Origin of the sequence: Bifidobacterium choerinum, assembly GCF_002761235.1 — a bacterium.
GTDB lineage: Bacteria > Actinomycetota > Actinomycetes > Actinomycetales > Bifidobacteriaceae > Bifidobacterium > Bifidobacterium choerinum.
Genome location: NZ_CP018044.1, coordinates 827,150 through 852,791, shown reverse-complemented (window position 1 = coordinate 852,791; position 25,642 = coordinate 827,150). Strand labels below are relative to the sequence as shown.

Below are 25,642 nucleotides of genomic sequence, written 5' to 3'. Positions count from 1 at the left end.
GATGGTAGGCAGGATCTTCGTCGATGACGTCAGGCGGCTGACGAGCAACATCGCGTCGATCATCATCGTCATCGGACTGACCGTCATCCCCGGCCTGTTCACATGGTTCAACGTGGCCGCCTGCTGGGACCCCTTCGCGAACACGAAGAACCTGCAGTTCGCGATCGCGAACGAGGACGAGGGATACAAGGGCGATCTGCTGCCGATGCGCATCAACATCGGCGACGAGGTCGTCAACACGCTGCGTGCGAACACGCAGCTCGACTGGAACTTCACGAAGACGAAGCAGGAGGCGATCGACGGCACGAAATCCGGCAAGTACTACGCCGCCGTCATCATCCCGAAGGACTTCAGCAAGACGATGCTGACGTTCTTCTCGACCGATGCCGACCACGCCGTCCTCGGCTACTACAACAACGAGAAACTCAACGCGCTCGCGCCGAAGGTCACCGGGCAGGGCGCGGACACAATCGCCGCATCGATCAATGAGATGTTCGCGAAGACGATCACCGACACGGCGCTCAACGTCGCTTCGGCGATGGTCGACATGCTCGACAAGCCCGAGGCGAAGAACCGTCTGAACGATTTCAACTCCAGGATCGGCGACCTGTCCACGACGCTCTCCGACAGCGCGACGACGCTGCGCTCGTACAGCCAGCTCACCGGCTCCGCGCAGACGCTGATGTCGAGTTCGAAGAGCCTCGTCGCGCAGACGAAGTCGGGCGTCGACGACGCCGTCGGCGACCTGTCCGGCGCGAAGCAGTCGGTCACCGACCTGACCGGCGCGCTCGGCACGTCGACGAACGCGCTGCAGCAGGCGCTCGACGCGAGCTCGGCGAGCATGGAATCGCTCGCCGGCAGCATCGACACATTGTTCGGCAGCGTCGACGGCCAAGCGAACGCGGCGGCGGCCGCGATCACGAATATCTCGAAGAACGTCGCCGGCGAGGCGAAGGACTATGCGACGACGCGTGACCGGCTGCAGGACCTGCTCGACAAGTCGTCGCTGCCGCAGCACGGTGCCGTGCGCGCGCGCATCCAATCGCTCATCGACCGTCTCGACGCGGCCTCGACGACGCTGTCGCAGCTGTCGTCGCGCCTCGACGCGGCCGCCGCCGACATCACGAACCATGTGCAGGTCAACGGCGAGACGCGCGAGTCGATCAAGGACCTCGTCGCGCAGGCGAAATCGTCGGTCTCCGGCATCTCCTCCGATTTTGACGCATCGATCAAACCGGACCTCGACAAGATGAGCGCGTCCTTCGCGGACGCCTCCGGACAGCTGACGACGAGCGTGACGACGCTCAAAGGCGCGCTCGGCGACCTCGACTCCTCGACGGCGGCGGCCGACGAGCAGATCACGAAGGTGCGCAAGACGCTCGACGATGCCGCCGGCGACCTCGACACGGCGAGCACGAAGCTCGCCGACTTCAGCGGGCAGCTGACGAAGGCGCTCAACACCGGCGACATGGGCGTCGTCAAGCAGGTGCTCGCCGGCAACTCGTCGAAGCTGTCGAGTACGTTGTCGGCGCCGGTCGAGCTCAAGACGAAGGCATTGTTCCCGGTCGAGAACTTCGGCACGTCGCTGACGCCGTTCTACACGTTCTTGCCGCTGTGGGTCGGCGCGATCCTGACGGCGGTGACGCTCAAGGTGAACCTGTCGAAGAAGCGGCAGCTCGAACTCGGCGATCCGAAGCCGTGGCAGCAGTTCCTCGGCCACTACTTCGTGTTCGGCATCATCGTGCTGCTGCAGGCGACGTTCTCGCTCGCCGGCACATTGCTGTTCCTGCGCGTGCAGGCCGTGCATCCGTGGCTGTTCATGCTCGACGGCTGGTTCAGCGCGATCGTCTACTCGTTCTTCACATATACGCTCATCGCGAGCTTCGGCAACGTCGGCAAGGCGATCGCCGTGCTGTTCCTCGTCATGCAGATCTCCGGCTCGGACGCCGCGTATCCGTTGGCGATCCTGCCGCACTTCCTCAGCGACGTCAGCCCGTGGCTGCCGGTCACCTATTCGACGGCCGCGCTGCGCAGCGCGATCGCCGGCATCTACCAGAACGACTACTGGATCGCGATGGGCAAGCTCGCGCTGTTCCTCGTGCCGCTGCTCATCATCGGCTTCGGCCTGCGCCGTGGCCTGATCCGCTTCAATCTGTGGTATGAGCGCAAGGTCGAAAGCACGAAGCTCATCAGTTGACCTGCGCCCGGCCACATCCGTTTTCCCGGGCCAGAGAAGATCAAGAAGCAAGAAGAAGGTCATGAACGCATCAGCACAGCCGTCTAACGGCGGCCATACGGCCGCCGCGGCGCGGCATACGGAACGGCACGAGCAGCGCCGCGAGCAGACCGACGACAAGATCATGCGCGCGACGTTGGAGATCCTCATCGCGCAGGGCATCGGCGCCGTCACGATCGAGTCGGTCGCGCGCAAGTCCGGCGTCGCGAAGACGACGATCTACCGGCGCTTCGCGAACAGCGACGACCTCATCCGGCATCTGACGCACACGCTCGAGCTTCCGATCGACTTCGACGGCATCGAACCGGACCGCGACGGGCTCGAAGCGGCGCTGCGGCGCCTCGTCGACCGTTTCGACGAGAACATCGGGCTCACGGCAGTCGGCATCGTATTGTCGTCGAGCAACGACCGGCTGCGCGAGGTCGCCGACAACGTCATCCGCCCGGTCTGCAGGCATTTCGCCGCGTTCCTCGCGCGCGGCGCCGAACGCGGCGTCTACCGCAAGGGACTGGATGCGCCGTTCCTGTTCCGCATGACGCTCGGCTCGATGCTCGCCTGCAAGGCGCTCGGCGCACCCGGCGACGGCTCGCACGACGCCTGGGCCTCGCATATGGCCGCGCTGCTGTGGCCGACGGTCCGCGCCTGACCGACCTGACGTCGCCTGATTTTCAGCAACTTCACAGCATGTTCCAGACTTGCTTCAAGATACCGGTGGTTATATTGAAGACATCAGCCGCAAGGTTGACATAATCGAAAAACTTTCTTCCTTCCCTTTCCCCTCTCTCGGAGGCCCGGCTTCTTCCCTTCGGCCGGGCCTCTTTTCTTTGCCCATGACGCACCGCGCAGTATCGTCTATCGACGCCGACGCCTGCCGAATCGCCGCGCGAGCCAATAGCCGCCCAATGCGCCGCCGATGAACAGCAGCACCGGCGCCATCGACGCGAACGTCGCGAGCACGCCGCTGGCGCCGCTCGAAATCTGTCCGGTCACGTTGCCGACGATGCCATCGAGCGTCCCGTCATTGACGATGTTGTGGAAGTATCCGTACAGCATCGGCGCCGTCGTCCCCGCTACCATCGCGAGCGCGTACCACCACATCGCACGCCGCGAACGCTGCCGGTACAGCAGTGCGCCGCCCGCCGCCGGCGAGAGGATGAACGAGCTCACGCCGCTCAACGGCGTGTACAGCGCGTCCGCGTCGGGCATCAGCGGAACGCGCCCGACGAGCGCCATCGACGCCGCGAACACGGCCGCCGACGTGACCGCCGTTCGATGCCGCCGGTAGAATCTCCGCACACTGCGCCACGCACTCACGCCCGTTCCTCGCTTTCCTTCGCCCGAACATCTGTTCGACGTCCTCCTCATTATGCCCACCGTGTCATCCAAGCGCAAATCCCCGTCCGTGCCTGCGCCGTACCCTTGTGCCATGCACAGTTCCGATTCCGCAATCCTCGAATCCCAGAAGCCGGAGACCCATGTCTCCTCCCTGCGCCGCTACGGCTGGCAGATCGTCGGCGTGCTCGCCGTCTGCGGCGCGACGGCCTTGGGCGTCGCCGTGCTGCTCGCGCATGACGGGCCGCTGCCGATGGACACGGCGGTCTACGCATGGCTGTCCGCGCATGTCATCTCGCCGTCATTGACGCCCGCCGTCATCGTGTTCACGCAGATGTCCGGCGTCGCGACGCTCATCGGGCTCACCGTCGTCATCCTCGGCGCCGCCTGCGCGCTGCGGCGTTGGCGCATCGGCGTCGCCGTGGCCGTCAATCTCGCCGTCGAGGCGACGCTCAACGAGATCTTCAAACGTATCGTCGCGCGCCCGCGTCCGCCGCTCGATCATCGACTGATCGCCGAGCAGGGCTTCAGCTTCCCCTCCGGCCACGCGATGGCGTCGACGGCGTTCTACGGTTTCCTCATCTACCTCGTCTACCGCTATTGGCGGCGCGCGGTCAAATGGGTCGCGATCGTGCTGCTCGCGCTCATCCCGCCGATCGTCATGGCCACGCGCGTCTATCTGGGCGTGCACTACGCGAGCGATGTGCTCGCCGGCTGCCTGTATTCGATCGCCTATCTGACGCTGCTGTCGATCCCGATCATGGAGCTCACATTGCTGCCCGCGGATTCCGGGAGCCACTGATGGACAGGCGTTTCCACAGGCCGCCCGCATGGATTTCGTGGGTGCTCGGCCTCGTCGCGATGCTCGACATCCTTCCGCTGCTCTTTGCCGCGTTTTTCGTGGTCATCGCCGCCGAGAACCATGTCTCCGACCGGCCGCCCGATTGCGACCCCGACCATTGCCCGGCGACGCCCGAGCAGAACAGCCGCGATCTGGCGATCATGTGCTGGTCGGTCGTGTTCTGGCTCGCGGCCGTCTATCTGATCTACCGACTGCTGCTCGCGTGCCTTGACGCGCGCCGCACATGCAACGAACGTCTGATAGCGGCCGCACTGTGCGTCGCGGGCATGGCGGCAATCTTGACGATTACGTACCGCACCCTCGGCCCCTGGGTGCAGCACAACGACTTCATCACCGCCTACGTCGCCGCCGCGCTCGTGCTCGCCTGTTTCCCCGCCTACCTCGCCGTATGCCACCAGTATTTCGAGTCCCTGCCGCCGGAGCCGGCCTAACGTGCATGACGTGCATCGGCCGGGGGCGGCACATCCATGCAAATCGGCAGCCGACGGTCTGCGCCACACATATGCCCCCTCGCCGCCGCAACCGCCGCAGCCGTCGCATTACTCGATAGTCGCTGCGAACTATCGGGTAATGCGGCGGCGACCATAGCCACACACTCCTTCCATGTGCAATTGCGATCATCCATGATTGATTATGTGCCCAATTCCTGATTCTCTGTGTGCTTTTGTACCATCTCCGCCCCATACCACCCGGCGTCATCCCACCCGGCCAACACAGCGCGCGCATCACGCGACAATTCGCCCGAACAACCGAGTTATGCACAGGAGCGACTAGCCACAATACCGCCGCACCAACTATCCATATCTGCTGTTTATATCATCCAAAACCTTGCATCGATTTCGCGCACGATGGGTTTATACTGGCACCCAACAATGCAATCGCAACAATGGGGTACTGAGGGGGCACTATGAGAGACGATTCTTCCGACCACCGCAACGACCAACTCGACCAACTCGACCGACCCGTTGCAGACGCCGATTTCTTCGACGCGGCGACCGAAACGTCCGCCGATCCATCGCCGCACCGCCGCCGTAACACGATCCTCGCGCTCGTCGCGGCGTTCGTCGTCGTCGCCGGCGTGCTCGCGGCGATCATCATCCCGATCATCGGCGCCTCCCACCGCCGTCAGCAGCAGGCGCACGCGACCGCCCTCACCGACTGCACAGCCGCGCAACGCGAGTTCGCCACACTCAACACCACCTACACGACGACGATCTCGTCCGCGGGCAAGCTCGCGCGCGGCGACGAGGCGAAGACGGTCAGCGAGGAGCATGCCACGGCGCTCACGAGCAAGATCGACCACATCGACGACACCCACACCGTCTCCTCGCTGACCACGGCGAACTGCGCAGCGGATATGAGCACCGCCGCGCTCACCGACCTCGCCGGCAGGTTCACGATCGCGAACACGAGCATGGTGAACCGCATGCGCGACGTGCAGACCGACGCCGACACATTGAAGCAGCTCGTCGAAGGCGCGCGCAACGCCGACCGCCGCGGCGAGCTGCAGAAGGAGCTCACATTCGCAAACACCGTCTATGCGCGCTCCGAGAACCACGCGCCCGTCGATCTGCGCACGGCGCTGCAGGCGCAGATCGAGCAGGCGAAGGCAATGCTCGAACCGACCGCCACGGCGACGAACGCACAGATCAACGATGCGCTCGCCGCGTTGACGAAGGCCACCGACGCCGTCGTCGCCGCGATGCCGCTCGACTGCGAACTGACCGCATGCGTCGCGCTCACCTTCGACGACGGCCCGAACAAGCAGGTGACGCCACGGCTGCTCGACGCGCTGCACGCAGCGGACGCCCCGGCCACGTTCTTCGTGCAGGGACAGTTCGTTTCGGGCAGCAACAAGCAGCTGCTCGCGACGATGGCCGCACAGGGCCATGAGATCGGTTCGATGAGCTGGAGGCATAGGCAGCTGCACACGTTGTCCGCCGACGAACTCGGCAGATGGTTCCACGACACCGACGAGGTCATCGAGGACGCCGGCGTCGCCAAGCCGACGTTGTTCCGGCCGCCGGACGGCGCATGGAGCGAGGACGTCGTCGACACCGCCCGCGCCGACGGCCAGTCGGTGATCCTGTGGAACGTCGACGCGCGCGACTGGGACGCGAAGACGAGCGCCGACGACATCGCGAACAATGTGCTCAACAGTGCGTCCGCCGGCGCGATCATCGCATTGCATGACGGCAACGAACGCACCGTCGAGTCGATTCCGCAGATCGTCAGCGGCCTGCGCGAGCGCGGCTTCCATCTGGTCACCGTCTCCCAGCTGCTCACCGACGAGCTCGACCCGGGCACCGTGTTCTATGCGCGCGGCGACACGGCGCAGGACAGCCTGCCGCAGAACGGCAACAAGCCCACCCGCTGACGGCCTGCCTGCTCAGCACACTTCCTCAATATAGTGCGCCGCGGCCGCCAAATCCAGGCGGCCGCGGCGCACTGCGCTACTGCGCGAGCGAGAACTGCGCGTTGTAGATGTCGGCGTAGAAGCCGCTGCGCGCGAGCAGCTCGTCGTGCGTGCCGCGTTCGACGATGTCGCCGTCCTTCATGACGAGGATCATGTCGGCGTCGCGGATCGTGGACAGGCGGTGCGCGATGACGAAGCTCGTGCGCCCTTCGGTGAGCTTGTCCATCGCCGTCTGAATGAGCTCCTCGGTGCGCGTGTCGACCGAGCTCGTCGCCTCGTCGAGGATCAGGATCGGCGAATCCTGCACCATCGCGCGCGCGATCGTCAGCAGCTGCTTCTGCCCCTGCGACAACGTCGCCGACTCGTCGAGCACGGTGTCGTAGCCGTCCGGCAGCGACATGATGTACCGATGCAGACCGACGGCCTTGCAGGCGGCGACGACCTGCTCGTCGCTGACGCCCTCCTTCGCGTACACGATGTTCTCGCGCACGGTGCCGCGGAACACCCACGTGTCCTGCAGCACCATCGAGAACTGGTCGTGCACGTTCCAGCGCGGCACGTCCTTCGTGTCGATGCCGTCGATCGTGATCCTGCCGCCGCTGATCTCGTAGAAACGCATCAGCAGGTTGACCATCGTCGTCTTGCCGGCGCCGGTCGGCCCGACGATCGCCACCTTGTGCCCCGGTTCGACGTCGGCGGAGAAGTCGTGGATGATCAGTCGGTCGGGGTCATAGCCGAACCTGACGTGCTCGAAGCGCACACGGCCCTCGACCGGCGTGATCTCGCCGTCGGAGCCCATGCCGAGCAGCGGCTGCTTGCCGCTTTCGTCGGCGAGTTCGGGCTCGTCGAGGAACGTGAACACCCGTTCGGCGCCGGCGGCGCAGCGCTGCAGGTTCTGGAAGGCCTGCGCGAACTGCGACAGCGGCTGCGTGAAGAATCGGATGTACATCATGAACGCGACGATGACGCCGAATTCAATGCGTCCGCTCATCGCGAGCCATGCGCCGACGACGCAGACGACGACGTAGCCGAGGTTGCCGACGAGGTTCATCATCGGCATCATCAGGCCGGACAGGAACTGGCTCTTCCATCCCGACTCGTAGAGGTCGTTGTTGTAGCGTTCGAAGCGGCGGATCGCGTCGGCCTCGCCGCCGAACGCCTTGACGACGACGTGGCCGCTGTACATCTCCTCGACGTGGCCGTTGACGTCGCCGAGCGCAGCCTGCTGCCGGGCGAAGTACCGCTGGGAACACCGCATGACGGCAAGCATGAGCGCCATGCCGACGATGCTCGCCGCGATCGCGCACAGCGCGAGCAGCCAGTTGTTCGCGAACATCATGACGAGCGCGCCGAAGAACAACGTGACCGACGTGATCAGCGAGCCGAGCGACTGTCCGAGCGTCTGCCCGACGGCGTCGACGTCGTTCGTGATGCGGCTCATCACGTCGCCGTTGCTGTGCTCGTCGAAATACTTGAGCGGCAGCTTGTTCATCTTGACGTCGATCGCCGCACGCAGACGCTGCGCCGTGCGCTGCGTGACCGTCGCCATCATCCAGCTCTGCACGTACGAGCACAGCGCGTATGCGACATACAGCGCGACGAGCGTCCATGCGATGCGCGTGACGGCGTTCATGTCGATCGATCCGAGCACCGGCTTGCCGTTGATGAGCGCCGGCAGCCCCTTCGTGATCTCGTCGGTCATGTCACCCAGATAATCCGGGCCGATGATCTGGCAGATGGTGCCGGCGATGCCGAGGATCAATGCGACGATGATCGCCGGGATGTACCGGCGACTGAAGCGCATCAGCTCCTTGAGCGCGCCGCCGAAGTCGTCCGCTTTCTCGGTGGGGGCGCCACCGCGCGGACCGTGAGGACCCATGGGCATGGTTGTGTGTTCCTTCCGTTCAAACGACTGTTTCACATGAAACCTGCGGTTGTGGCAGGTTCAGGCGCCGAGCTCCTCGTCGCTCAGCTGCGAATGCGCGATCTGCTGGTAGACCTCGCAGGTCTCGAGCAGTTCGCGGTGCGTGCCCTTGCCGACGAGCTTGCCGTCGTCGAGCACAAGGATGCAGTCGGCATCCATGATCGTGCCGACGCGCTGCGCGACGATGATCTTCGTCGCGTCCTTCGCATACGCCTTGAGCGCGTCGCGCACAACGCGATCGGTCTTGAAATCGAGCGCCGAGAACGAATCGTCGAAGATCATGATCTCCGGATTGCGGTAGACGGCGCGCGCGATCGACAGACGCTGACGTTGACCGCCGGACACGTTCGTGCCGCCCTGCGCGATCGCCGCGTCGAAAGCGCCCTGCATCTTCTCGACGAATTCGGTCGCCTGCGCGACGTCGCACGCCTGCTCGACGCGGTTCTCCTCCTGCGCGCTGAGCGCACGCTCCTCGTCGGCCTTGAGCATCGCACGTTCCGCCTTGCGGCCGCTCGCGCGCGACGCGTCGAGCATCGGCACATACTCGGATTCGCCGGGACGGTCGCCGTAGCTGACGTTCGACGCGACGGTGCCCTTGAACAGGAACGACTGCTGCGGCACATAGCCGATCTTGTCACGCAACGTTCGCAGGTCGTAGTCGCGCACGTCGACGCCGTCGACGAGCACTGCACCGTCGGTCGCGTCGTAGAATCGCGGCACAAGATTGATCAACGACGATTTGCCGGAGCCGGTCGCACCGATGATCGCGATGGTGTCGCCCTGATTCGCCGTGAAACTGATGCCTTCGAGCATCGCCTCGCGCGAATCGGGATAGGCGAAGCTCACGTCGCGGAACTCGACCATGCCGGCGACCTCGAGGTCGTCGCGGTAGTCGGCGTCGTCGGAATCATCGATGACGCCGGCCTCCCTCGCCTCGGCCACGGTCAGGCCACGGTCGCGCGTGCCGGACGTGACGAGCGGCTCGGTGTCGATGACCTCCATGACGCGGTGCGCGGAGACGTCGGCGCGCGGCCACAGCACGAAGACCATGCTCATCAGCAGGAAGCTCATGATGACCTGGATCGCGTAGCTCGAGAAGACGATCATGTTCGAGAACAGCGTGAGCTTCTCGGTGGCGCCGGCGTCCTGGATCAGATAGGCGCCGATCCAGTAGATCGCGAGCGACAGGCCGTTCATGATCGTGCTCATCAGCGGCATCATGACGCTCATCGCACGGTTCGTGAACAGCTGCGTGTTCGTCAGCGCCGCGTTCGCATCCTCGAACTTCTCCTCCTGGTAATCCTCGGCGTTGTAGGCGCGCACGACGCGCATGCCGGTGAGGTTCTCGCGCGCGACGAGGTTGATGTCGTCGGTCAGCCGCTGCATCGCCTTGAACTTCGGCATGACGAAGGCCATGAGCAGCGCCACGGCGGCGAGCAGCACGGCGACGGCGATGCCGGTCGCGAGCGTCCATTCGAAGCCGTCGCCGGCGATCTTGCAGACGGCCCAGACGGCCATGATCGGCGCTTTGATGAGCATCTGCAGGCCCATCGTGATGAACATCTGGATCTGCGTGACGTCGTTCGTCGAGCGCGTGATGAGGCTCGCCGTCGAGAAACGGTGCATCTCGGAGGGGCCGAAGGACTCGACCTTGCGGAACTCGAGCGAACGCAGCCGCTGCCCGAAGGACGCGGCGACGCGCGCGGCGAAGTATCCGGTGATGACGGCGCAGACGAGCGAGCCGAAGGAGACGAGCAGCATCTTGCCGCCGGCGACCCAGATGTCATGCATCTGGCTGCCCGGCGTCTCGACGAGTCGGGTGATCTCCGCCATGTAGCTCGGTAGCTCGAGGTCGAAGTACGCCTGACCGACGATCGTGACGAACGACAACAGCAGCTGGCCGATCTCCGTCTTGGAGAGGTATTTCATGATTCGTAGCATTGGTTTTCCTTATACTATAAGGTTTTCGCGCCGATAGTGGCGCCGTGTTCCTGCGCATATGACGGCGGGGTCGCGGCGCGGGATGCGGATGGACGGGATGGATGTGTTGCGTCAGCGCGCGGAGGAGCCGTCCTGTTCGGCTTCAGCGGTCGCTCCCTGCGCAAACCAGCAATGGGGCGGACCACCCGGCATGCAGTCATGACCGCCGGCGCGCGCCATCTCGACCATCCGATCATGCAGACGCCGATTGCGCTCGAAGGCCACCTGCACCTGCTCGGCCGTCGGCCGTTCCTCCTGCGGGTCGCAGATCGACAGATAGGTCATGAATTCGCCGAGTAGACCGACGAAATCGCGTGTACGCCGCTCGCCCATCTGCGAGAACACCCATTCAAGCCTTTTGACGAGTGCGTCGCCATGGGCTTTGACCATATGGCGGCCCTCGTCGGACAGTTCGACGACGACGCTGCGCCGGTCCTCCGGATCCCCGGTGCGCACGATCCATCCTTTTTTGCCCAGGCTGGACAGAATCGACGAGATGCGTCCCGACGTCGCCCCCATCGCCTCCGCGAGCTGCGTCGGCGTGCGCGCTCCCCGGAACAGCAGCTCGCGCAGCACGAACATCTCGCCTTGCGCGCCACGCTCGAAGGCACGCGTCGCCCGCGAGCGCGACGCCCACATCGTGAACATCACCTCATGCACGGCTTCCAACGTGTAGTCCATCATCACCTCCGTAATCGCTGGCGGTCAATTTATCTTGCACTGTAAGTTACTTACACTGTAAGACAACGGAGGCGGGTGGATAAGTGAGGGTAAGTGAGGGATGGGTGGATAGGCAGATGTTTTGCAGGTGCGCCCACCTACAAAAGGCCGCCAACAGCACCAGCAACGGTCGTCCATGCGTGAGCGCACCAACAGAATGCCAGCGGCAGCATCAACGGTGGCCGTCTCTGGGTGCGCTCGCCTACAGATTGCCATTGTCTCCGCCAACAGCGGTCGCCTACGGGTGAGCTCACCAACAGAATGCCGCCAGCAGCACCAACAACGGTCGTCCATACGTAAGCACACCCGCAGAATGCCGTCGACAGTGCCGCAAACGGTCGTTTGCAGGTGAACTCACCCATAAACGGCCGCCGACGGTAGGAAAAACGGCAGTCTGTGAGTAGATACACTCACAAACTGCCGTTGGAGACCAGCGTCTCAGTACTTCAGTGCTTCAACGCTTCGCGCAGGCCGCGACTGGAGTAGCGGTCATGCAGCAGGCAGTAGCCGCCGAAGACGACGAGCCACACGAGGGCGGCGATCGCAGGGCCACGCGTGTCGGCGCCGATGAACAGCGTCGCATAGATGAACACGAAGAAGCAGATCGTCAACGGATCGAACACACGGTAGGCGGGCATCAGGAATCCGTCGGCCATGAACTGCGGCGAATTGCGATAGCGGTAATGCGCGACCATCGTCAGGATGTAGATGAAGATGAACACGGCGGAGGCGGCCGACGAGAACAGCACGAAGGCGCCGGAGACGCCGGGCATCGCCGACAGCGCCGGAGACAGCAGGATCAGCGCGCCGGAGACGATGATCGCGCGCGCCGGCACCTTCGTCTTCGAGACGGTGCCGAGCTTGCCCAGCGTCGGCGAATTGGATTCCTCGCCGATCTGGAACAGGTGACGTCCCGCCGAATACAGCAATGAGTTGAGCGACGACGCGGCGGCGGTCAATACGACGAAGAACACGGCGGCCGCGGCCCAGTGCAGGCCGGCGAATTCGAACACCATGATGAACGGGGACGAGAACTGGTTGCCGTTGTCGTTTGTCATGAAGTTACGCCACGGCACAATCGCCATGATCGCAAGCAACGCGCCGACGTAGAACACGAGCACACGCAGGATGATGCCGTTGATCGCCTTCGGCAGCACCTTGCGCGGGTTCTTCGTCTCGGAGACGGTCACGCCGACGAATTCGATCATCGTGTAGGAGAAGAAGACCATCTGGAAGCTCATCAGCATCTGCGTCCAACCATTCGGCGTAAGCGAGAAGCCGTCAACGATATTCGTGAGCGATGCCTGACCGGCCGGATACGTCTGATCGGAGCCGGGCAGCGTCGTCGCGCCGTACCGGTAGCCGGCGATGACCATGATGATCGACGTGACGATGAGCGCGAGGATCAGGAAGATCTTGATCATCGAGAACCAGAACTCGGTCTCGCCGAACAGCTTGACGGCGATCAGATTCACGCCCACCAACGCAGCGAGGAACAGCAGTTCGATGAGCCACTGCCATGATTTGAGTTCGAAGCCAATCGTATGGAAGAACGTCACACAGTACTGCCCCACCGCCGAAAGCTCGGTCATGCCGGTCAGGATCAATACGAGCCAGTACGTCCACAACGCGAATTTGCCGGTGCCGTTGCCCAGATACATGCGGATGAAGTTGATGAAGGTGTGCTGGCTCGGGTCACGGTACATCAGTTCGCCGATTGCACGCATCATCAGGAACATGACGCCGCCGACGAGAATGTAGACAAGCACGATGCTCGGCCCGTCGAGCGCGATCGACTTTCCCGATCCGAGGAACAGGCCGGTGCCAATCGCGCCGCCGATCGCGATGAACTGCACATGACGGTTCGTCAGTCCGCGCTCCATCTCGTTGTCTTTGTCGACCGCCTCGAGCGAGTCGTTCACGGCCTCCTCGCGGTCAAGGCCGGAGGGTGCCGCAGGTTGTTGGATATTCGACATAATACGTTCGACTGTAGCCGCCGCCTGTTGCATGCCGTTCGCACTGCGCATACTCGCGGCTGGCGTATGGCATGCGGGCAGCGCGAACACTGCCATCGACGCCGACCACGACCGATCCCGGTCAACGGCTGGCACAGGCGCGCGGATACTGCGAGCATGCGGTCGCGTAGCCCGCGCAGTCCGCACCAGTCCACGCGACCCACGTAACCCACGCGACTCACGCAGTCCGCACAGCCCACATGACTCGCACGGCCACGCAGCCTATTCGACCGACTTCAGCGAACTGACCGGATCGATGCGGTCGAGGACGGGGTCGACGAACAGCTGCACGAGCAACGCGAAGGCGAGCGTCGCCACAACGGTGATGATGTAGCTCCACCAGAAGATGTGCACTTCGAAATACAGCCCCGGCATGTTGAGCGCGCTGGTGAGCAGGCCGGCGACCCACCGTCCGAGCGGCAGGCCGATGATGATGCCCATGACCGTCAGCACCATCATCTCGCGGTTGACGTAGTGGTGCACTTCCTTGTCGTAGAAGCCGAGCACCTTGAGCGTGGCCATCTCGCGCATGCGTTCCGACACGTTCGTATGCGCGAGCGTGAACAGCACGACGAGCGCGAGACTGCCTGCGAGCGCGACGATCAGTCCGACGACCGCGCCCATCAGATCGAACTTGAAGTCCTTCGCCTGCTGCGCCGTCGAGCTTGCACTCAGCACGATGGCTTCGTTCTCGAGCTGCTGCACGTACTTGATCTGCGCGTCGTCGTCGCCTTTGAACTTGGCGTAGACGCTGTTCCAGGTGATCGCCGGCTGCTCGTCCGAGCCGTCCCCGGCTGTGGACGCCGGGAACATCCTGTGGCACAGATCCTCCGAGACGAAGGTCTCGGCGCCGATGAGGCTGCGCGTGACGGCGCTCACCTTGACGCGGTGCGGCTGCGAGCCGCCGTCCGCGCGCAGCATGATCTCGTCGCCGGCCTTCACGCCGAGCGACTGTGCGGCCGACTGCGCGACGATGACGCCGTCATCGCCGAGCTTGGCCGGCTGGCCGCCGCCGCGCATCCAGCCGAAGATCGATTCGCTGCGCGCCGGTTCGAGCCTGAACATCGTGTTGAGTTCGCCGATCTGCTTCTGCGGGACGATCGTCAGCTGCACCGACGTGCTACTGCCGTCGCCGTTCGTGATCTCGCCGTTTTCAACGCGCGTTTGCATGATGGCCGTCGTCTTGCCGTCCTGGACGAGCTTGTCGTGCAGCGTCTTCTCGTCGCCGTCGTTGGCCATCACGAACATGTCGTACTGGTCGATGCCCCGGTACTGGTTGGGGCCGAGCGCTGCGACCGTGTCGTTGATCGCCAGGCCACACAGGATCAATGCGGCGCATCCGGCCACGCCGCCGACCGTCATGACGAGACGCGACTTGAAGCGGAAGATGTTGCGCGCCGTCACCTTGTTGAGGAAGCTCATATGCCTCCATAGCGGACGGATATGCTCGAGCAGGATGCGCGAGCCAGCCTTAGGCGCCTTCGGACGCATCAACGTGGCCGGCATCTGCCGCATGTCACGGATCGACGCGAACAGCGCCGCGCCGAGCACGCCGACGACGAAGAGCAGGATGCCCATCGAGCCGTACAGCCAGTCGTATTCGAGCCGCAGATCGGGAATCGCATACAGCCCGTGGATGACGACGAGCAGGAAGGCCGGAATGCCAAGGAAGCCGATGAGCAGCCCCAGCCCGCCGCCGAGCAGGCAGGCCAGCAACGCGAACAGCGCATAGCGCAGCGTGATCGTCACGCGTCCATAGCCGAGTCCCAGATAGGTGCCGATGAGACCGCGGTCCTCCTCGACGAGTCGGCTCATCGTCGTCAGGCTCATCATGACGGCCACGATGAGGAACACGATCGGGAACGCGTTGCCGAGCGACCGGATCGAGCTGATGTCCGATTTGAGCGAGCTGAAGCCGCTCAGCGCGGTTCGCGACTGTACATACCAGCGCGGCGCGATGTCGTCGATCTGCTGCTGCTCCGCGGTGAAGCGATCGCCGGCGTCGTTGCGCTGCGTATTGATCTTCTGCTGCGCCTCCTTGAGCTGCGCATCCCCCTGCGCCCACTGCCGCTGCGCGTCGGCGAGCTGCGCCGGCATCGGCATGCCCACCGGCACCTGCACGGCCTGCGCATCGAGCAGTTTGAGCTGGTCGTCGAGCTGCGTGCGCTGCGCATCGAGCTGCGCCTGCGCCTTGTCGATCTGCGCGTACGCCTGCGCCTTCGCCTTGTCGAGCTCGTCCTGCGCGCTGCGCTGCAGCGCCTCGCGCCTCACCTCCTCGCGCCTGGGCCGCACGGTGCGCTCGATCGTCGACATCGTCGAGGACACGAGCGCATCGTAGTCGTCGGTGAACGCATCCTTGTTCTCGGCGTCGGTCAGCCGCATGACGACGGCGCCATAGACCTGCGGATCGGCGTCGAAGATCCGCTCAAGCGACCCCGGCGCCACGTAGAAGGTGTAGTCGTTCGCGACCGCCGTGCGGAACGCGGATCCTGAATACCCGTCCGGGTCCGACAGGTCCGACGGGTCGGTGACGACGCCGACGATCTTCAATTTGTGCACGGCGTCGGCTTTGTCGGCTGTGTTATCTTCATCGGCTTTGCCGTCTTCGCCGGCTGCATCAGTCGCGTCGGAGGCAGTCACGTCGATGACGTCGCCGAGCTTATGGTGCGTATCGTGCGTGAACTGCCCGGTGACGGCCACTTCATCGGCGGACTTCGGCAGCCGTCCCTCGCGCACATACGGCGCATCGACCGTCGCCGCGCCGTCCGATGGTTCGCGCATCGTCGCGTTGGACCGGCGGCCCGCGTCGCCGTCGACGGTCACCCGTTCCATGCGCACGCCGACGGCATCGCCGACGCCGTCGACCTGCCGCAACGCATCCATGTCCTCATCGGTCAGCCCCATCGTCGAGACGACCTGGACGTCGTGCAGCCCCTGCTGCTCGTAGAAGCGGTTCGCCGCGATGAAGGTGTCGCGGCAGCCCGCGTAGATGCCGGTGAGCACGGCCACGCCGAGCATCGAAATGATCAGAATCGAGAGGAACGGCTTCCATGCATGCAGCCATGAACGCCATGTATCCAACAGGAAGGCCGAGCCGAGCGGTTTCGCGCCGCCGCGCTCGCGTGCGTCACGTCCAGCCATCATCGTCACCTCACCATTCGATCTCGCTGATCGGCGTCGAATGGTCGTTGGTCTCCTGGCTGACGACCTTGCCGGAACGGAAACGGATGACCTTGTGCGCCATCGGCGCGAGCGCCGAGTTGTGCGTGACGATGAGCACCGTCATGTGCTCGTCGTGGCAGATGTCCTGCAGCAGCTGCAGCACCTCCTTGCCGGTCTCGTAGTCGAGCGCGCCGGTCGGTTCGTCGCACAGCAGCAGCTTCGGCTTCTTCGCGACGGCGCGCGCGATCGAGACGCGCTGCTGCTCGCCTCCGGACAGCTGCGCCGGGAAGTTGTCGAGTCGGTCGCCCAGACCGACCTTCTCCAGCGTCTGCGCCGGATCGAAATGGTCGGTGCAGATCTGCGAGGCCAGTTCCACGTTCTCCAGCGCCGTGAGGTTGGGGATCAGGTTGTAGAACTGGAAGACGAAGCCGATGTCGTTGCGTCGGTAGGTGATCAGGTCGTGGTGGTTGAGGTCGGTGACGTCGCGGCCGCCGACGACGACTCTGCCCGACGTGGCCGTGTCCATGCCGCCGAGGATGTTGAGCGCCGTAGTCTTGCCGGCTCCGGACTGCCCGAGGATGACGCTCAGTTCGCCGCGGTCGGCCGTGAAGCTCGCGTCGTCGAGCGCGCGGATCGTGGTGTCCCCCGCCGGGTACTCCTTGACCACATCATCGAATTCGATGTACGCCATCGCTTGCTCCTTCCGCTCCGGTGCGGCCTCGCGCCGAGTTCCATCGCTCCGGCATCCGGCGCCGAACCGCCGCACGCCTTCCGTGACATCGTGTTGTACACTAGTAAATCAACACAGTGTTGTTTTCGCAACTACCAGTTGGATAGCATGTCGCCGTGACGGCGGACGCGAAGGAGGACGAGGGCATCATGGCAAAGGCGCTGACGGAAAGCCGTCGCACACGATACACGCGCACGGTCATCGAGGATTCGCTCATCGAACTGCTGCGCGAGAAACCCCTGAGCGCCATCACCGTGAGCGAAGTGTGCGCCAAGGCGGACGTCAACCGCTCCACGTTCTACGCCCACTACGACGATCTGCCGGATCTGCTGGGCACAATCGAGAACGAGACCTTCTCCTGGCTGTCCGCCACCTTCGACGACATGCTCGAGCAGGCCGAGCGGCAGCACGCCATCGGCGCCGAACTCGACAACGCGATCGTGCAGGTCTGCCGGTACATCGCGCAGAACAAACGCCATCTGCAGGTCCTGCTGAGCCCCCGCGCCGACGTCGACTTCCAGCGACGCCTCATCGGCCTGATCTACGAGCGCTACGACCGCATCGCCGTGACGCTCCCCGACTCGCAAAGCGCCCTCGAGGACGTCATGCGCACGCAGTTCGCCATCCACGGCAGCCTCGGCCTCATCCAGTACTGGCTGGAGACCGATCTGCAGGCCACCCCGGAGGAGATCGCCCAGACCATCATCAGCATGGGCATGCCTCACGAGACCGCGTCGGACACATCGGCGCACTAGCCGCCGTTATCAGCGATTTTCGTTGGAATTCCGCCATTGGGCAATGGTGTCCTATGTCCATCTACCGGTCAGCGCCCGAGTTCTCGGCCTATGTCCGGCGAAGATGTACGTGTCGCCGCCAACGCAGTGCCATGCTGATGCTCGAAAGCACTCCACGACCGACGGAAGGAAAGGCACGATGGACCAGAAGCATATCGGTACGTTCCTCAGGGAGCTTCGGCTTGAGCACAGCCGGACGCAGCAGCAGCTCGCGGATCAGATCGGCGTCTCCAACCGGAGCGTGTCCCGTTGGGAGACCAGATCGACGATGCCCGACCTTTCGCTGCTCGTGCTGCTTTCAGAGATCTATGGAATCAGCGTCGACGAAATCCTCGACGGCGAAGGGAAAGGTGACGAAATGATCGACAACACGACGATGGGCAAAGTGGCGGACTACAACGCGCAGATCAACGAAAGGCGGAACCATCGCATGACGGTGCTGTTCTCGCTCGCATTCGTGATGTTCGCGACGTACTGCATCATCGAGGCGAACGGCTTGGCCGACACGGCGCCGTGGTCCCATGTGGCGGAGGCGTGCCTCGGTTTCGTCGCCGGCATGCTGGCGCTTGGCGCGCTGTACGCCTCCGGCAGCATGCAGCAGATCGCGAAGGCGAAGCCGCGCCTGCGCGGCAAGAAGAACGACGAGCCGACGCGCTGACTACGCCGCGCGCGGCCAGCTCCGGCATGGTGCGTGAATCGCCATACACATCGCCAACCACCCGACTTGCGCGCATATCACCGGAACGTCCGCCGCATATCTCGATATTTCCTCGACTATCACGAGATATGCGGCGGACGCCCCGATGTTCTCCTCGTCATGGGCGATCCAACTGAGCGATTCCGATTGATTTCAAACGGATATGTGCGTATGGTCAACCACCATGTGCGCATTTGTGCGTTTCCCCGAACACACTAACCATCCTGCCGCCGCACGCGACGCATCACTCGACGACATCGCCGAAAACGCGAGTTATGCAATAGCGGTCGCCTTAAGCTTCAATCGACCAGCCTTCCCGGTTACACGCCGCCATCTGCCCATCCGTGCGATGGTGGCCGCCGCGCGGATGGGCAGATGACAGACACGCTCAGCGCCCCTTCGTCTCCCGATGCCGCTCACCGGCCTTCGACGTGAGCGCGTAGGCGGCGAACAGCACGGCGAGCCAGATCACACCGGCGACCAACGCGATGCGGTAGCTCGGCGAGAAGCACATCAGCACCGCCACCATCGCCAGGAACGCGATAATCAGATACGGCGTCCACCGCCATCCCGGCAGCTTGAACTGGATCTTGCCGAGCGCCTCCTCACCATGCAATCCATGCAGCCGGCCCGGACCGTCGCCGGCGGCCACGTGGCGGCGGAACAGCATCTCGGTGATCATGATCATCGTCCAGTTGATGATCGCGGCGATCGTCGCGATCGACATCAGATAATTGAACGCGAACTGCGGCCATAGGAACACGACGACGACGGCGACGATGGTGACGGCGGCGCTCGTGAGCACGGCCGCCACCGGCACGCCGCGCTTGTTCACGCGACCGAGATATGCCGGCGCGTTGCCTTGGCGTGCGAGCGAATACAGCATGCGCGAGTTCGAGTACAGCGCGGAATTGTAGACGCTCATGACGGCCGTCAGGCACACGAAGTTGAGGATGCCGGCGGCCACCGGCACGCCGACGGAATCGAAGATCTGCACGAAGGGGCTCATGCTGCCATCAATGCGATTCCACGGCACGACCGCCATGATGACGCCGAGCGCAGCCACATAGAAGACGAGGATGCGCCAGATGATGCCGTTCGTCGCCTTCGGGATCGTCTTGCGCGGATCTTCGACCTCACCCGCCGTGACACCGATGAGCTCGGTGCCGCCGAAGCTGAACATGACGACGACGAGCGCCATCAGCAGACCCGTCCAGTGGCCGTCGGCGGTGTGCGACATCACGCCGTTCGGGAAGAATCCACCGCCGACCGTGAACCAGTTCGCGAACGATGCGCGCACACCGGAGTCGGTCGGCAGATTCATGACGATGACGGCGAGACCGCCGGCGATCATCGCGATGACGGCGATGATCTTGATCAACGCGAACCAGAACTCGAACTCGCCGAATTCGCTGACGCCGAAGAGATTGAGGATCGTGATGAGCACAAGGAAGAACGCAGCCGACGCCCACTGCGGAATGTTCGGGAACCAGTAGTTGACGAAGGAGCCGACGACGGCGAGCTCGACCATCGAGACGAGCACATAGTTGAACCAGTAGTTCCATCCGGAGACGAACCCCGCGCGCTTCGACCAGTAGCGCGACGCGTAGTAGCTGAACGCGCCCGCCTTCGGATCCTCGACGCTCATCTCGCTCAACGCGCGCACGATCATGAAGATCGCGGCGCCGCCGATGATGTAGGCGAGCAGAATGGATGGGCCGGCGAGCGCAATTGATTCGCTCGAGCCGTAGAACAGGCCGGTGCCGATCGCGCCGCCGAGCGCGATGAGCTGGATGTGCCTGTTCTTCAATGATTTGCGCAGCTGTTGCGGCTGCTCACTCACTTCGGATGTGGAGGCCATAATCGTCCTTTGTATCGCGATGCCGGGGACGGGCGTCCACGGCATGGAAGAAGGCCGCGCCACGCGCAATGCGTGGACGGCTGATTCCATTCTACGGACGCGTTGTTACGGTGCGCCGTGCAAGGACACAATCGGCATGGACACGAGGCGCGCGGAGCACACACCACACACATCCAGTCCGAGCCGAAAGACGAGCGCGGCTACGTCAAGGCGCGGTAGCCTACGAGACTCTGCAGACCCGGCCGCCGTGGCTGCCACGGCGGCCGAACGCATATTCAGGACCGTCCCCCGTCAGACCTTCAGTCGAGCCCCGCCTCGACGTCCTTCTTCGTCGCCGGGGCGATCGAGAGCGCCGGGTCGCGCAGCGGAATCATCATCGCCTGCGTCGCATGGTACAGGTCGGACTTGCCCGGCCAGACCGTGTCGATGACCTCGTTCCTGCGGTTGAGCTGATGGAACCACGAGCCGTGCTTGTGGTCCATCAGATAGGTGTCGATGTACTCGAGGAACGTCGCGTACCAGTCGGCGTATTCCTGCTTGCCGGTGACGTGGTAGAGCGTCGCGGCCGTGTTCACGCCTTCGGCGAGCGTCCAGTGCATGCGGTCATGCACGACCGGCTTGCCTTCCCAGTCGGTCGTGTAGACGATGCCCGGCGCGCCGTCGGCGCCCCAGGCGTCCTCGACGGCGCGGTTGAACAGATGCTCGGCCGCGTCGAGGTACTTGCGTCCCTCGCCGTCCAGCACGCCGTCCTTGCCGTAGACGGACAGCGCGTACTGCGTGATCAGGCGCGCCCATTCGATGCCGTGGCCCGGCGTCGCGCCGTAGGGCTTGAACTGGTCGTCCGGCTTATCCGCGTTGAACTCGAGCTGCGGCTTCCAGTCGGAGTCGAAGTGCTCCGGGATGCGCCAGTCGTTCTCCTCGGCCCAGACGAGCACGTGGCCGATGATGCGGCCGGCACGCTCACGCCAGCTTTCGTCGCCGGTGACGTCGGCGACGGCGAGGCATGCCTCGACCGAATGCATGTTCGCGTTGAGACCGCGGTAGCTGTCGAGTTCGGTGAACTCGGTGTTCCATGTGTCGACGCTCAGTCCGATCTCGTCGTCCCAGAACTTCGTCAGATAGACGTGCTCGGCCTGCTCGAGCAGTTCCTTCGCGCCGGGACGGCCGACGAGCAGCGCCGACGACGCCGCCAGCAGCACGAAGGCGTGCGCGTAGGCCTGCTTCGTCGGCATATGGCAGATGCCCGGCGTGATCTCGGCGTACCAGCCGTCGTTCTCCTCGTCGTGCAGCACACCGCGCAGGCCGCGGATGCCGTCGTCGACGAGTTCGGCGGCGCCGTCGACGCCGAGCAGCGTCGCGAGCGAGTAGACGTGCGTCATGCGGCATGTGATCCAGGTCGCGCGGTTGCGGTCCTTCCACGGCGTGCCGTCGTCGCCGAGCCAGTACGAGCTGCCGTCGACGGCCGGGAAGTGGCGTCCGAACGCGATGAGGTTGTCGCGGGAGATGTCGAGGAACTTCTTGTTCTCCGGCGTCCCGATCTGATACTTCGCATTGGTGGTGGTCATCGTCTTCCTTCCGATTGTCATCCGTTGTCTTCGTTGACGTTGCCTGACCGTGGCGGCCATGCGCGCTTCAGTGATGCGTTCGATACCGAGCGTATCACTGAAGCGCTTAAGTGGCAAGTTTCACCGCACTTCCCGAATGTCGAGCACAATCGCCTGCATCGGCCACAGCGGAGGGATCTGCAGACCGACGTTCCTCAGCAGCGCGCCGCCGACGACGAAGCCGTCCTCGGTGCGCGCGTCGCGCATCCATTCGGGTGTGTTCCATCCCCAACGCGATTCGCCGATCTCCTGACGCATGCGCACGCAGTAGACGCGGTCGTCGCGCACCTCGTGCAGACGCAGCCGCTCGGTGACGACGTCGCGCAGATTCGTGACGGTCGCGACGACCCAGATCGCACGCGTCACGTCGTCGCTGACGACGCCGCGCGCACGCAGCGCCGGGTCATGGAAGTCGGCGTGGTGCACCGATCCGGAGTGCAGGATGCCGCGCAGTTCCTTGACGAGCGCGACGAATCCGGTGATCTGCTTGAGCTCCTCGGGCGTGCATTCGAGGATGTTCCATTCGAATCCGGAGCAGCCTTCGAGCGACATCGCCGCGCGGTAGGACAGGTCGGTCGCACGCCATGTGGAGTGCGCCGGGCTCGGTCCGATGTGCGCGCCGATCATCTCCGGAGGCACGATGAGTTCGGTGTAGCGCTGGATGTCCACGCGGTCGCGCGGATCGTTCGAATCGGAGGCCCAGATGCGGTCGGCGTGCTGCAGCATGCCCGCGTCGGTGCGGCCGCCGCCCGACGCGCAGCTTTCGATCTCCAGGCCGGGGAACTCATGCTTGAGTTCGTCGAACAGGCGGTAGCAGGCCTCGGTCTGCGCGTGCAGCCCGTAGTGGCCGGCGTGCACCGGCTCGGCCACGTCGCGGTTGTGGTCCCACTTGATGTAGTCGATGCCGAGCTTGCGGATGAGGTCGGCCATCTGGTCGTGCACATGTCGGTAGGCGTCCGGATTGGCCAGATCGAGCACGTACTGCGTGCGGTACGAGACGTCGGCGCGGCACGGCACCGCCTCGGGCGCCGCAAGGATCCAATCGGGGTGCTCGCGCGCGCAGTCGGAGTCGAGGTTGATCATCTCCGGCTCGAACCACAGGCCGAACTGCATCCCGAGGTCGTGCACATGCTTCGCGAGCGCGTCGAGACCGTTCGGCCATACCGCCGGGTCGACGATCCAGTCGCCGAGGCCCTTCGTGTCGTCGCGGCGCAGATGGAACCAGCCGTCGTCGAGCACGAAGCGTTCGACGCCCACCCTCGCGGCGAGGTCGGCGAGCCGGATCAATGTCGCCTCGTCATGGTCGAAGTAGACGGCCTCCCAGGTGTTGAGCGTCACCGGACGGTCGGTGCGCACATGCTGCGGCAGCGCGCGCAGCCAGCGGTGGAAGCGGCTTGCGGCGCCGTCGAGGCCCTGATCGGAGTAGGAGAAGCACACGAGCGGCGTCGTATAGGTCGCGCCGGCGGCGAGGCGCATCTCTCCAGGGCCGAGCAGTTCGCCGGCGCCGAGCAGCGCCTCGTGCTGCGGCAGGTTGTCAATCCGGTAGGTCTGGTTGCCGCTCCAGGCGAGATGGCACGTCCACACCTCGCCGGCGGCGAACTTCGGCTCGCCGTCGGAGGCGATGAACATCCACGGGCTTTCGTGGCTCGTCTTGCCGTGGCGGCAGTTGCGCGTCACCGAACCGACCGGCAGCGCCGTCGTCGCCGGCTGCTTCTCGAGCGGCCAGCGTCCGGTGAACTGCGTCAGATGGTCGGCGCGGCGCGGGATCGGCATCGTCAGGTCGAGCCAGTTGACGGCGAGCGGCTCGGCGTCGTCGCTGATGTTCTTCACGGTGGCCTTCGCGAGCAGCAGGCCGCCTTCGGCCAGTTCGAGACGCATGTCGAGCGCGACGGCGTTGACGGCGTCCTCGGCGTGCACGTCGAGGACGTCGGATGCGCCTTCCTGCGCGCCGTCGTGCGCGCCGACCGCCGTCGTCACCGACGTCCAGCGTACGAACACCGGCGCCTCGCCGCGGTACGCCTCGAGTCCCGGACGTCCCGCGAAGGCCTCGGCGCCCTGCGGCAGCAGCGACGGGCGCAGCGCCGCGTCCGGCTTCTCGTCCGGCGGCGTCACCTTGAGCGTCATCACGTCGAGCATCGCCAGCATGTCCTCGGCGGTCGGCATGCCGAAATCACGTCCCCAGTACTCGACCTGCGGCATCTCGCCGTCCGGCGTCTTGAGCACGACGCACACGTCGTCGCGTCGCAGCACCACATGGTTTCCGTTGTCGAACATCGTTGTCTCCTTCGCGCATCCGCGGCCGTCGCCACCGCGTATTCAGTTCCCCCGTAAGCTCCGCCGTCGGCGCATGACAAGGGGTTGACTTTTTCGTTCAATCAGTATAAATTAAGCGGTTAAGTAACGCAAACAGAACATGGCTGAGGTTCACTTCGACACGCCGACGTGCCGCCCGGGCGCCGCCGCAGAGACGGCCGCCGCGCTTGTCATCGCAGTGCCGCAGCCGCCGGCGACGCCGCCGGAACGTACGACGAGAGGAAGGATGCCATGGCAGCGGACAAGCATTCGCCGGACGACCGTCTCACCGAATCCCAGCGCGCGGCCGTGGATTCGCTCACGCAGGCGCCGCAGTACGCCGGCAGATCGAAGCTGTATGTGTTCGCGAAACTGCCGATGCGCCAGAAGGCCACCTATTTCCGCGAGCATTTCCTGATCCCCTGCATCGCCGCCGTCATCGTCATCGCGCTGTGCACCTTCGTCATCGTCCGTTTCGTCTCGCCGCGCGAGCGCCCGGCGCTGTATGCGGCCGTCGTCGACAGCACGCTGCCGCTCGGCGAATCGACGAAACTGCAAGAGCAGTACACGAAGACGCTCGGGAAGGACGTCGTCATCGACGACTACTTCGATACGAAGAAGGACGGCCTTTCCAAACTGCAGACGATGATCTCGAGCGAGCAGATCGACGTCGTCATCGCGCCGCCGCAGGTCTTCCGCGAACTCGCCGGCTACGGCTACTTCACGAATCTCAAATCGACGCTGCCCGCCGACGAATACGGCGACCTGCACGCCTACGTCGAGGACTTCCACGGATTCGACGACTCCGCGCTCAGCGACGATGTCTACGATTCCGGCACCGGCAAAGGCAAGGCGGAGCCGTACGGCCTCAGACTCGACGGCGCGAAACGCTTGCACGACTTCGCGACCGACGACGCCGCGCTCATCGGCGTCGTCGCGAACACGAAACAGACCGACAACGCGCAGCGCTTCATCGAGTACCTGTACCGTTGATTCCGACGGCGGCGCGCCGCACAA

At 64.3% G+C, this 25,642-nt stretch carries 18 protein-coding genes; 8 read left to right on the top strand and 10 right to left on the bottom strand.

The features are described from left to right. Position 1 precedes the first annotated feature (1 nt). Positions 2-2,197 carry a YhgE/Pip family protein gene (locus BcFMB_RS03275; protein WP_472255913.1) on the top strand — a complete coding sequence of 732 codons (2,196 nt, stop codon included), beginning with the start codon at positions 2-4 and terminating at the stop codon, positions 2,195-2,197. Positions 2,198-2,258: 61 nt separating this feature from the next. After that, a complete protein-coding gene (locus BcFMB_RS03270; protein ID WP_024541444.1) occupies positions 2,259-2,882 on the top strand; it encodes a TetR/AcrR family transcriptional regulator in 624 nt (207 codons plus the stop codon). Between the two features lie 206 nt (positions 2,883-3,088). Here BcFMB_RS03270 and BcFMB_RS03265 read toward each other — a convergent pair whose 3' ends face one another. Further along, a complete protein-coding gene (locus tag BcFMB_RS03265) occupies positions 3,089-3,550 on the bottom strand; it encodes a hypothetical protein (RefSeq protein ID WP_024541445.1) in 462 nt (153 codons plus the stop codon). A 112-nt stretch (positions 3,551-3,662) separates the two neighbouring features. Here BcFMB_RS03265 and BcFMB_RS03260 point away from each other — a divergent pair, with 112 nt between their 5' ends. The 3 genes from BcFMB_RS03260 (at position 3,663) to BcFMB_RS03250 (ending at position 6,807) form a co-directional block, all read left to right on the top strand. Continuing rightward, on the top strand, positions 3,663-4,370 hold the full coding sequence (locus BcFMB_RS03260; RefSeq protein ID WP_099721048.1) for a phosphatase PAP2 family protein: 708 nt from the start codon (positions 3,663-3,665) through the stop codon (positions 4,368-4,370). Next, on the top strand, positions 4,370-4,861 hold the full coding sequence (locus BcFMB_RS03255) for a hypothetical protein (RefSeq protein ID WP_157775063.1): 492 nt from the start codon (positions 4,370-4,372) through the stop codon (positions 4,859-4,861). Before BcFMB_RS03260 ends, BcFMB_RS03255 begins: the two co-directional genes overlap by 1 nt. 476 nt (positions 4,862-5,337) lie before the next feature. Continuing rightward, on the top strand, positions 5,338-6,807 hold the full coding sequence (locus BcFMB_RS03250; RefSeq protein WP_099721046.1) for a polysaccharide deacetylase family protein: 1,470 nt from the start codon (positions 5,338-5,340) through the stop codon (positions 6,805-6,807). Between the two features lie 76 nt (positions 6,808-6,883). Here the strand turns inward: BcFMB_RS03250 and BcFMB_RS03245 are convergent, their stop codons facing one another. The 6 genes from BcFMB_RS03245 to BcFMB_RS03220 all read right to left on the bottom strand — a co-directional run bounded on the left by BcFMB_RS03245 (position 6,884) and on the right by BcFMB_RS03220 (position 17,338). Next, on the bottom strand, positions 6,884-8,731 hold the full coding sequence (locus tag BcFMB_RS03245; RefSeq protein ID WP_099721045.1) for an ABC transporter ATP-binding protein: 1,848 nt from the start codon (positions 8,729-8,731) through the stop codon (positions 6,884-6,886). Positions 8,732-8,791: 60 nt separating this feature from the next. After that, complete coding sequence (locus BcFMB_RS03240; protein WP_099721044.1) at positions 8,792-10,711, bottom strand: ABC transporter ATP-binding protein; 1,920 nt, start codon at positions 10,709-10,711, stop codon at positions 8,792-8,794. Positions 10,712-10,822: 111 nt separating this feature from the next. After that, positions 10,823-11,431, bottom strand: a complete 609-nt coding sequence (locus BcFMB_RS03235) for a MarR family winged helix-turn-helix transcriptional regulator (RefSeq protein WP_099721043.1) — start codon at positions 11,429-11,431, stop codon at positions 10,823-10,825. A 485-nt stretch (positions 11,432-11,916) separates the two neighbouring features. Then, complete coding sequence (locus BcFMB_RS03230; protein ID WP_099721042.1) at positions 11,917-13,446, bottom strand: amino acid permease; 1,530 nt, start codon at positions 13,444-13,446, stop codon at positions 11,917-11,919. Between the two features lie 261 nt (positions 13,447-13,707). Next, positions 13,708-16,626 (bottom strand): ABC transporter permease, encoded by a 2,919-nt coding sequence (locus BcFMB_RS03225; RefSeq protein WP_232513873.1) that lies wholly within the window; start codon positions 16,624-16,626, stop codon positions 13,708-13,710. A gap of 10 nt (positions 16,627-16,636) precedes the next feature. Next, positions 16,637-17,338: an ABC transporter ATP-binding protein gene (locus BcFMB_RS03220; protein ID WP_024541454.1), complete on the bottom strand. Its 702-nt coding sequence runs from the start codon at positions 17,336-17,338 to the stop codon at positions 16,637-16,639. A 155-nt stretch (positions 17,339-17,493) separates the two neighbouring features. On the opposite strand from BcFMB_RS03220, the gene BcFMB_RS03215 reads away from it, so the two are divergent. Beyond that, the gene (locus tag BcFMB_RS03215) at positions 17,494-18,132 is read left to right on the top strand and encodes a TetR/AcrR family transcriptional regulator (protein WP_232513872.1); all 639 of its coding nucleotides are present in this window, start codon (positions 17,494-17,496) and stop codon (positions 18,130-18,132) included. 178 nt (positions 18,133-18,310) lie between these two features. After that, positions 18,311-18,829 (top strand): helix-turn-helix transcriptional regulator, encoded by a 519-nt coding sequence (locus BcFMB_RS03210; RefSeq protein ID WP_157775061.1) that lies wholly within the window; start codon positions 18,311-18,313, stop codon positions 18,827-18,829. 427 nt (positions 18,830-19,256) lie between these two features. On the opposite strand, the gene BcFMB_RS03205 is transcribed toward BcFMB_RS03210, so the two are convergent. From BcFMB_RS03205 to BcFMB_RS03195, 3 genes are all read right to left on the bottom strand, one after another. Continuing rightward, positions 19,257-20,729 (bottom strand): amino acid permease, encoded by a 1,473-nt coding sequence (locus tag BcFMB_RS03205; RefSeq protein ID WP_024541457.1) that lies wholly within the window; start codon positions 20,727-20,729, stop codon positions 19,257-19,259. 299 nt (positions 20,730-21,028) lie between these two features. Then, positions 21,029-22,294, bottom strand: coding sequence for an AGE family epimerase/isomerase (locus BcFMB_RS03200; protein ID WP_099721710.1), 1,266 nt, complete (start codon positions 22,292-22,294; stop codon positions 21,029-21,031). A gap of 120 nt (positions 22,295-22,414) precedes the next feature. Next, on the bottom strand, positions 22,415-24,607 hold the full coding sequence (locus tag BcFMB_RS03195; RefSeq protein WP_099721040.1) for an alpha-galactosidase: 2,193 nt from the start codon (positions 24,605-24,607) through the stop codon (positions 22,415-22,417). 270 nt (positions 24,608-24,877) lie between these two features. Between BcFMB_RS03195 and BcFMB_RS03190 the strand changes: the two genes are divergently transcribed. Further along, the gene (locus BcFMB_RS03190) at positions 24,878-25,618 is read left to right on the top strand and encodes a hypothetical protein (protein ID WP_099721039.1); all 741 of its coding nucleotides are present in this window, start codon (positions 24,878-24,880) and stop codon (positions 25,616-25,618) included. Positions 25,619-25,642 lie beyond the last annotated feature (24 nt).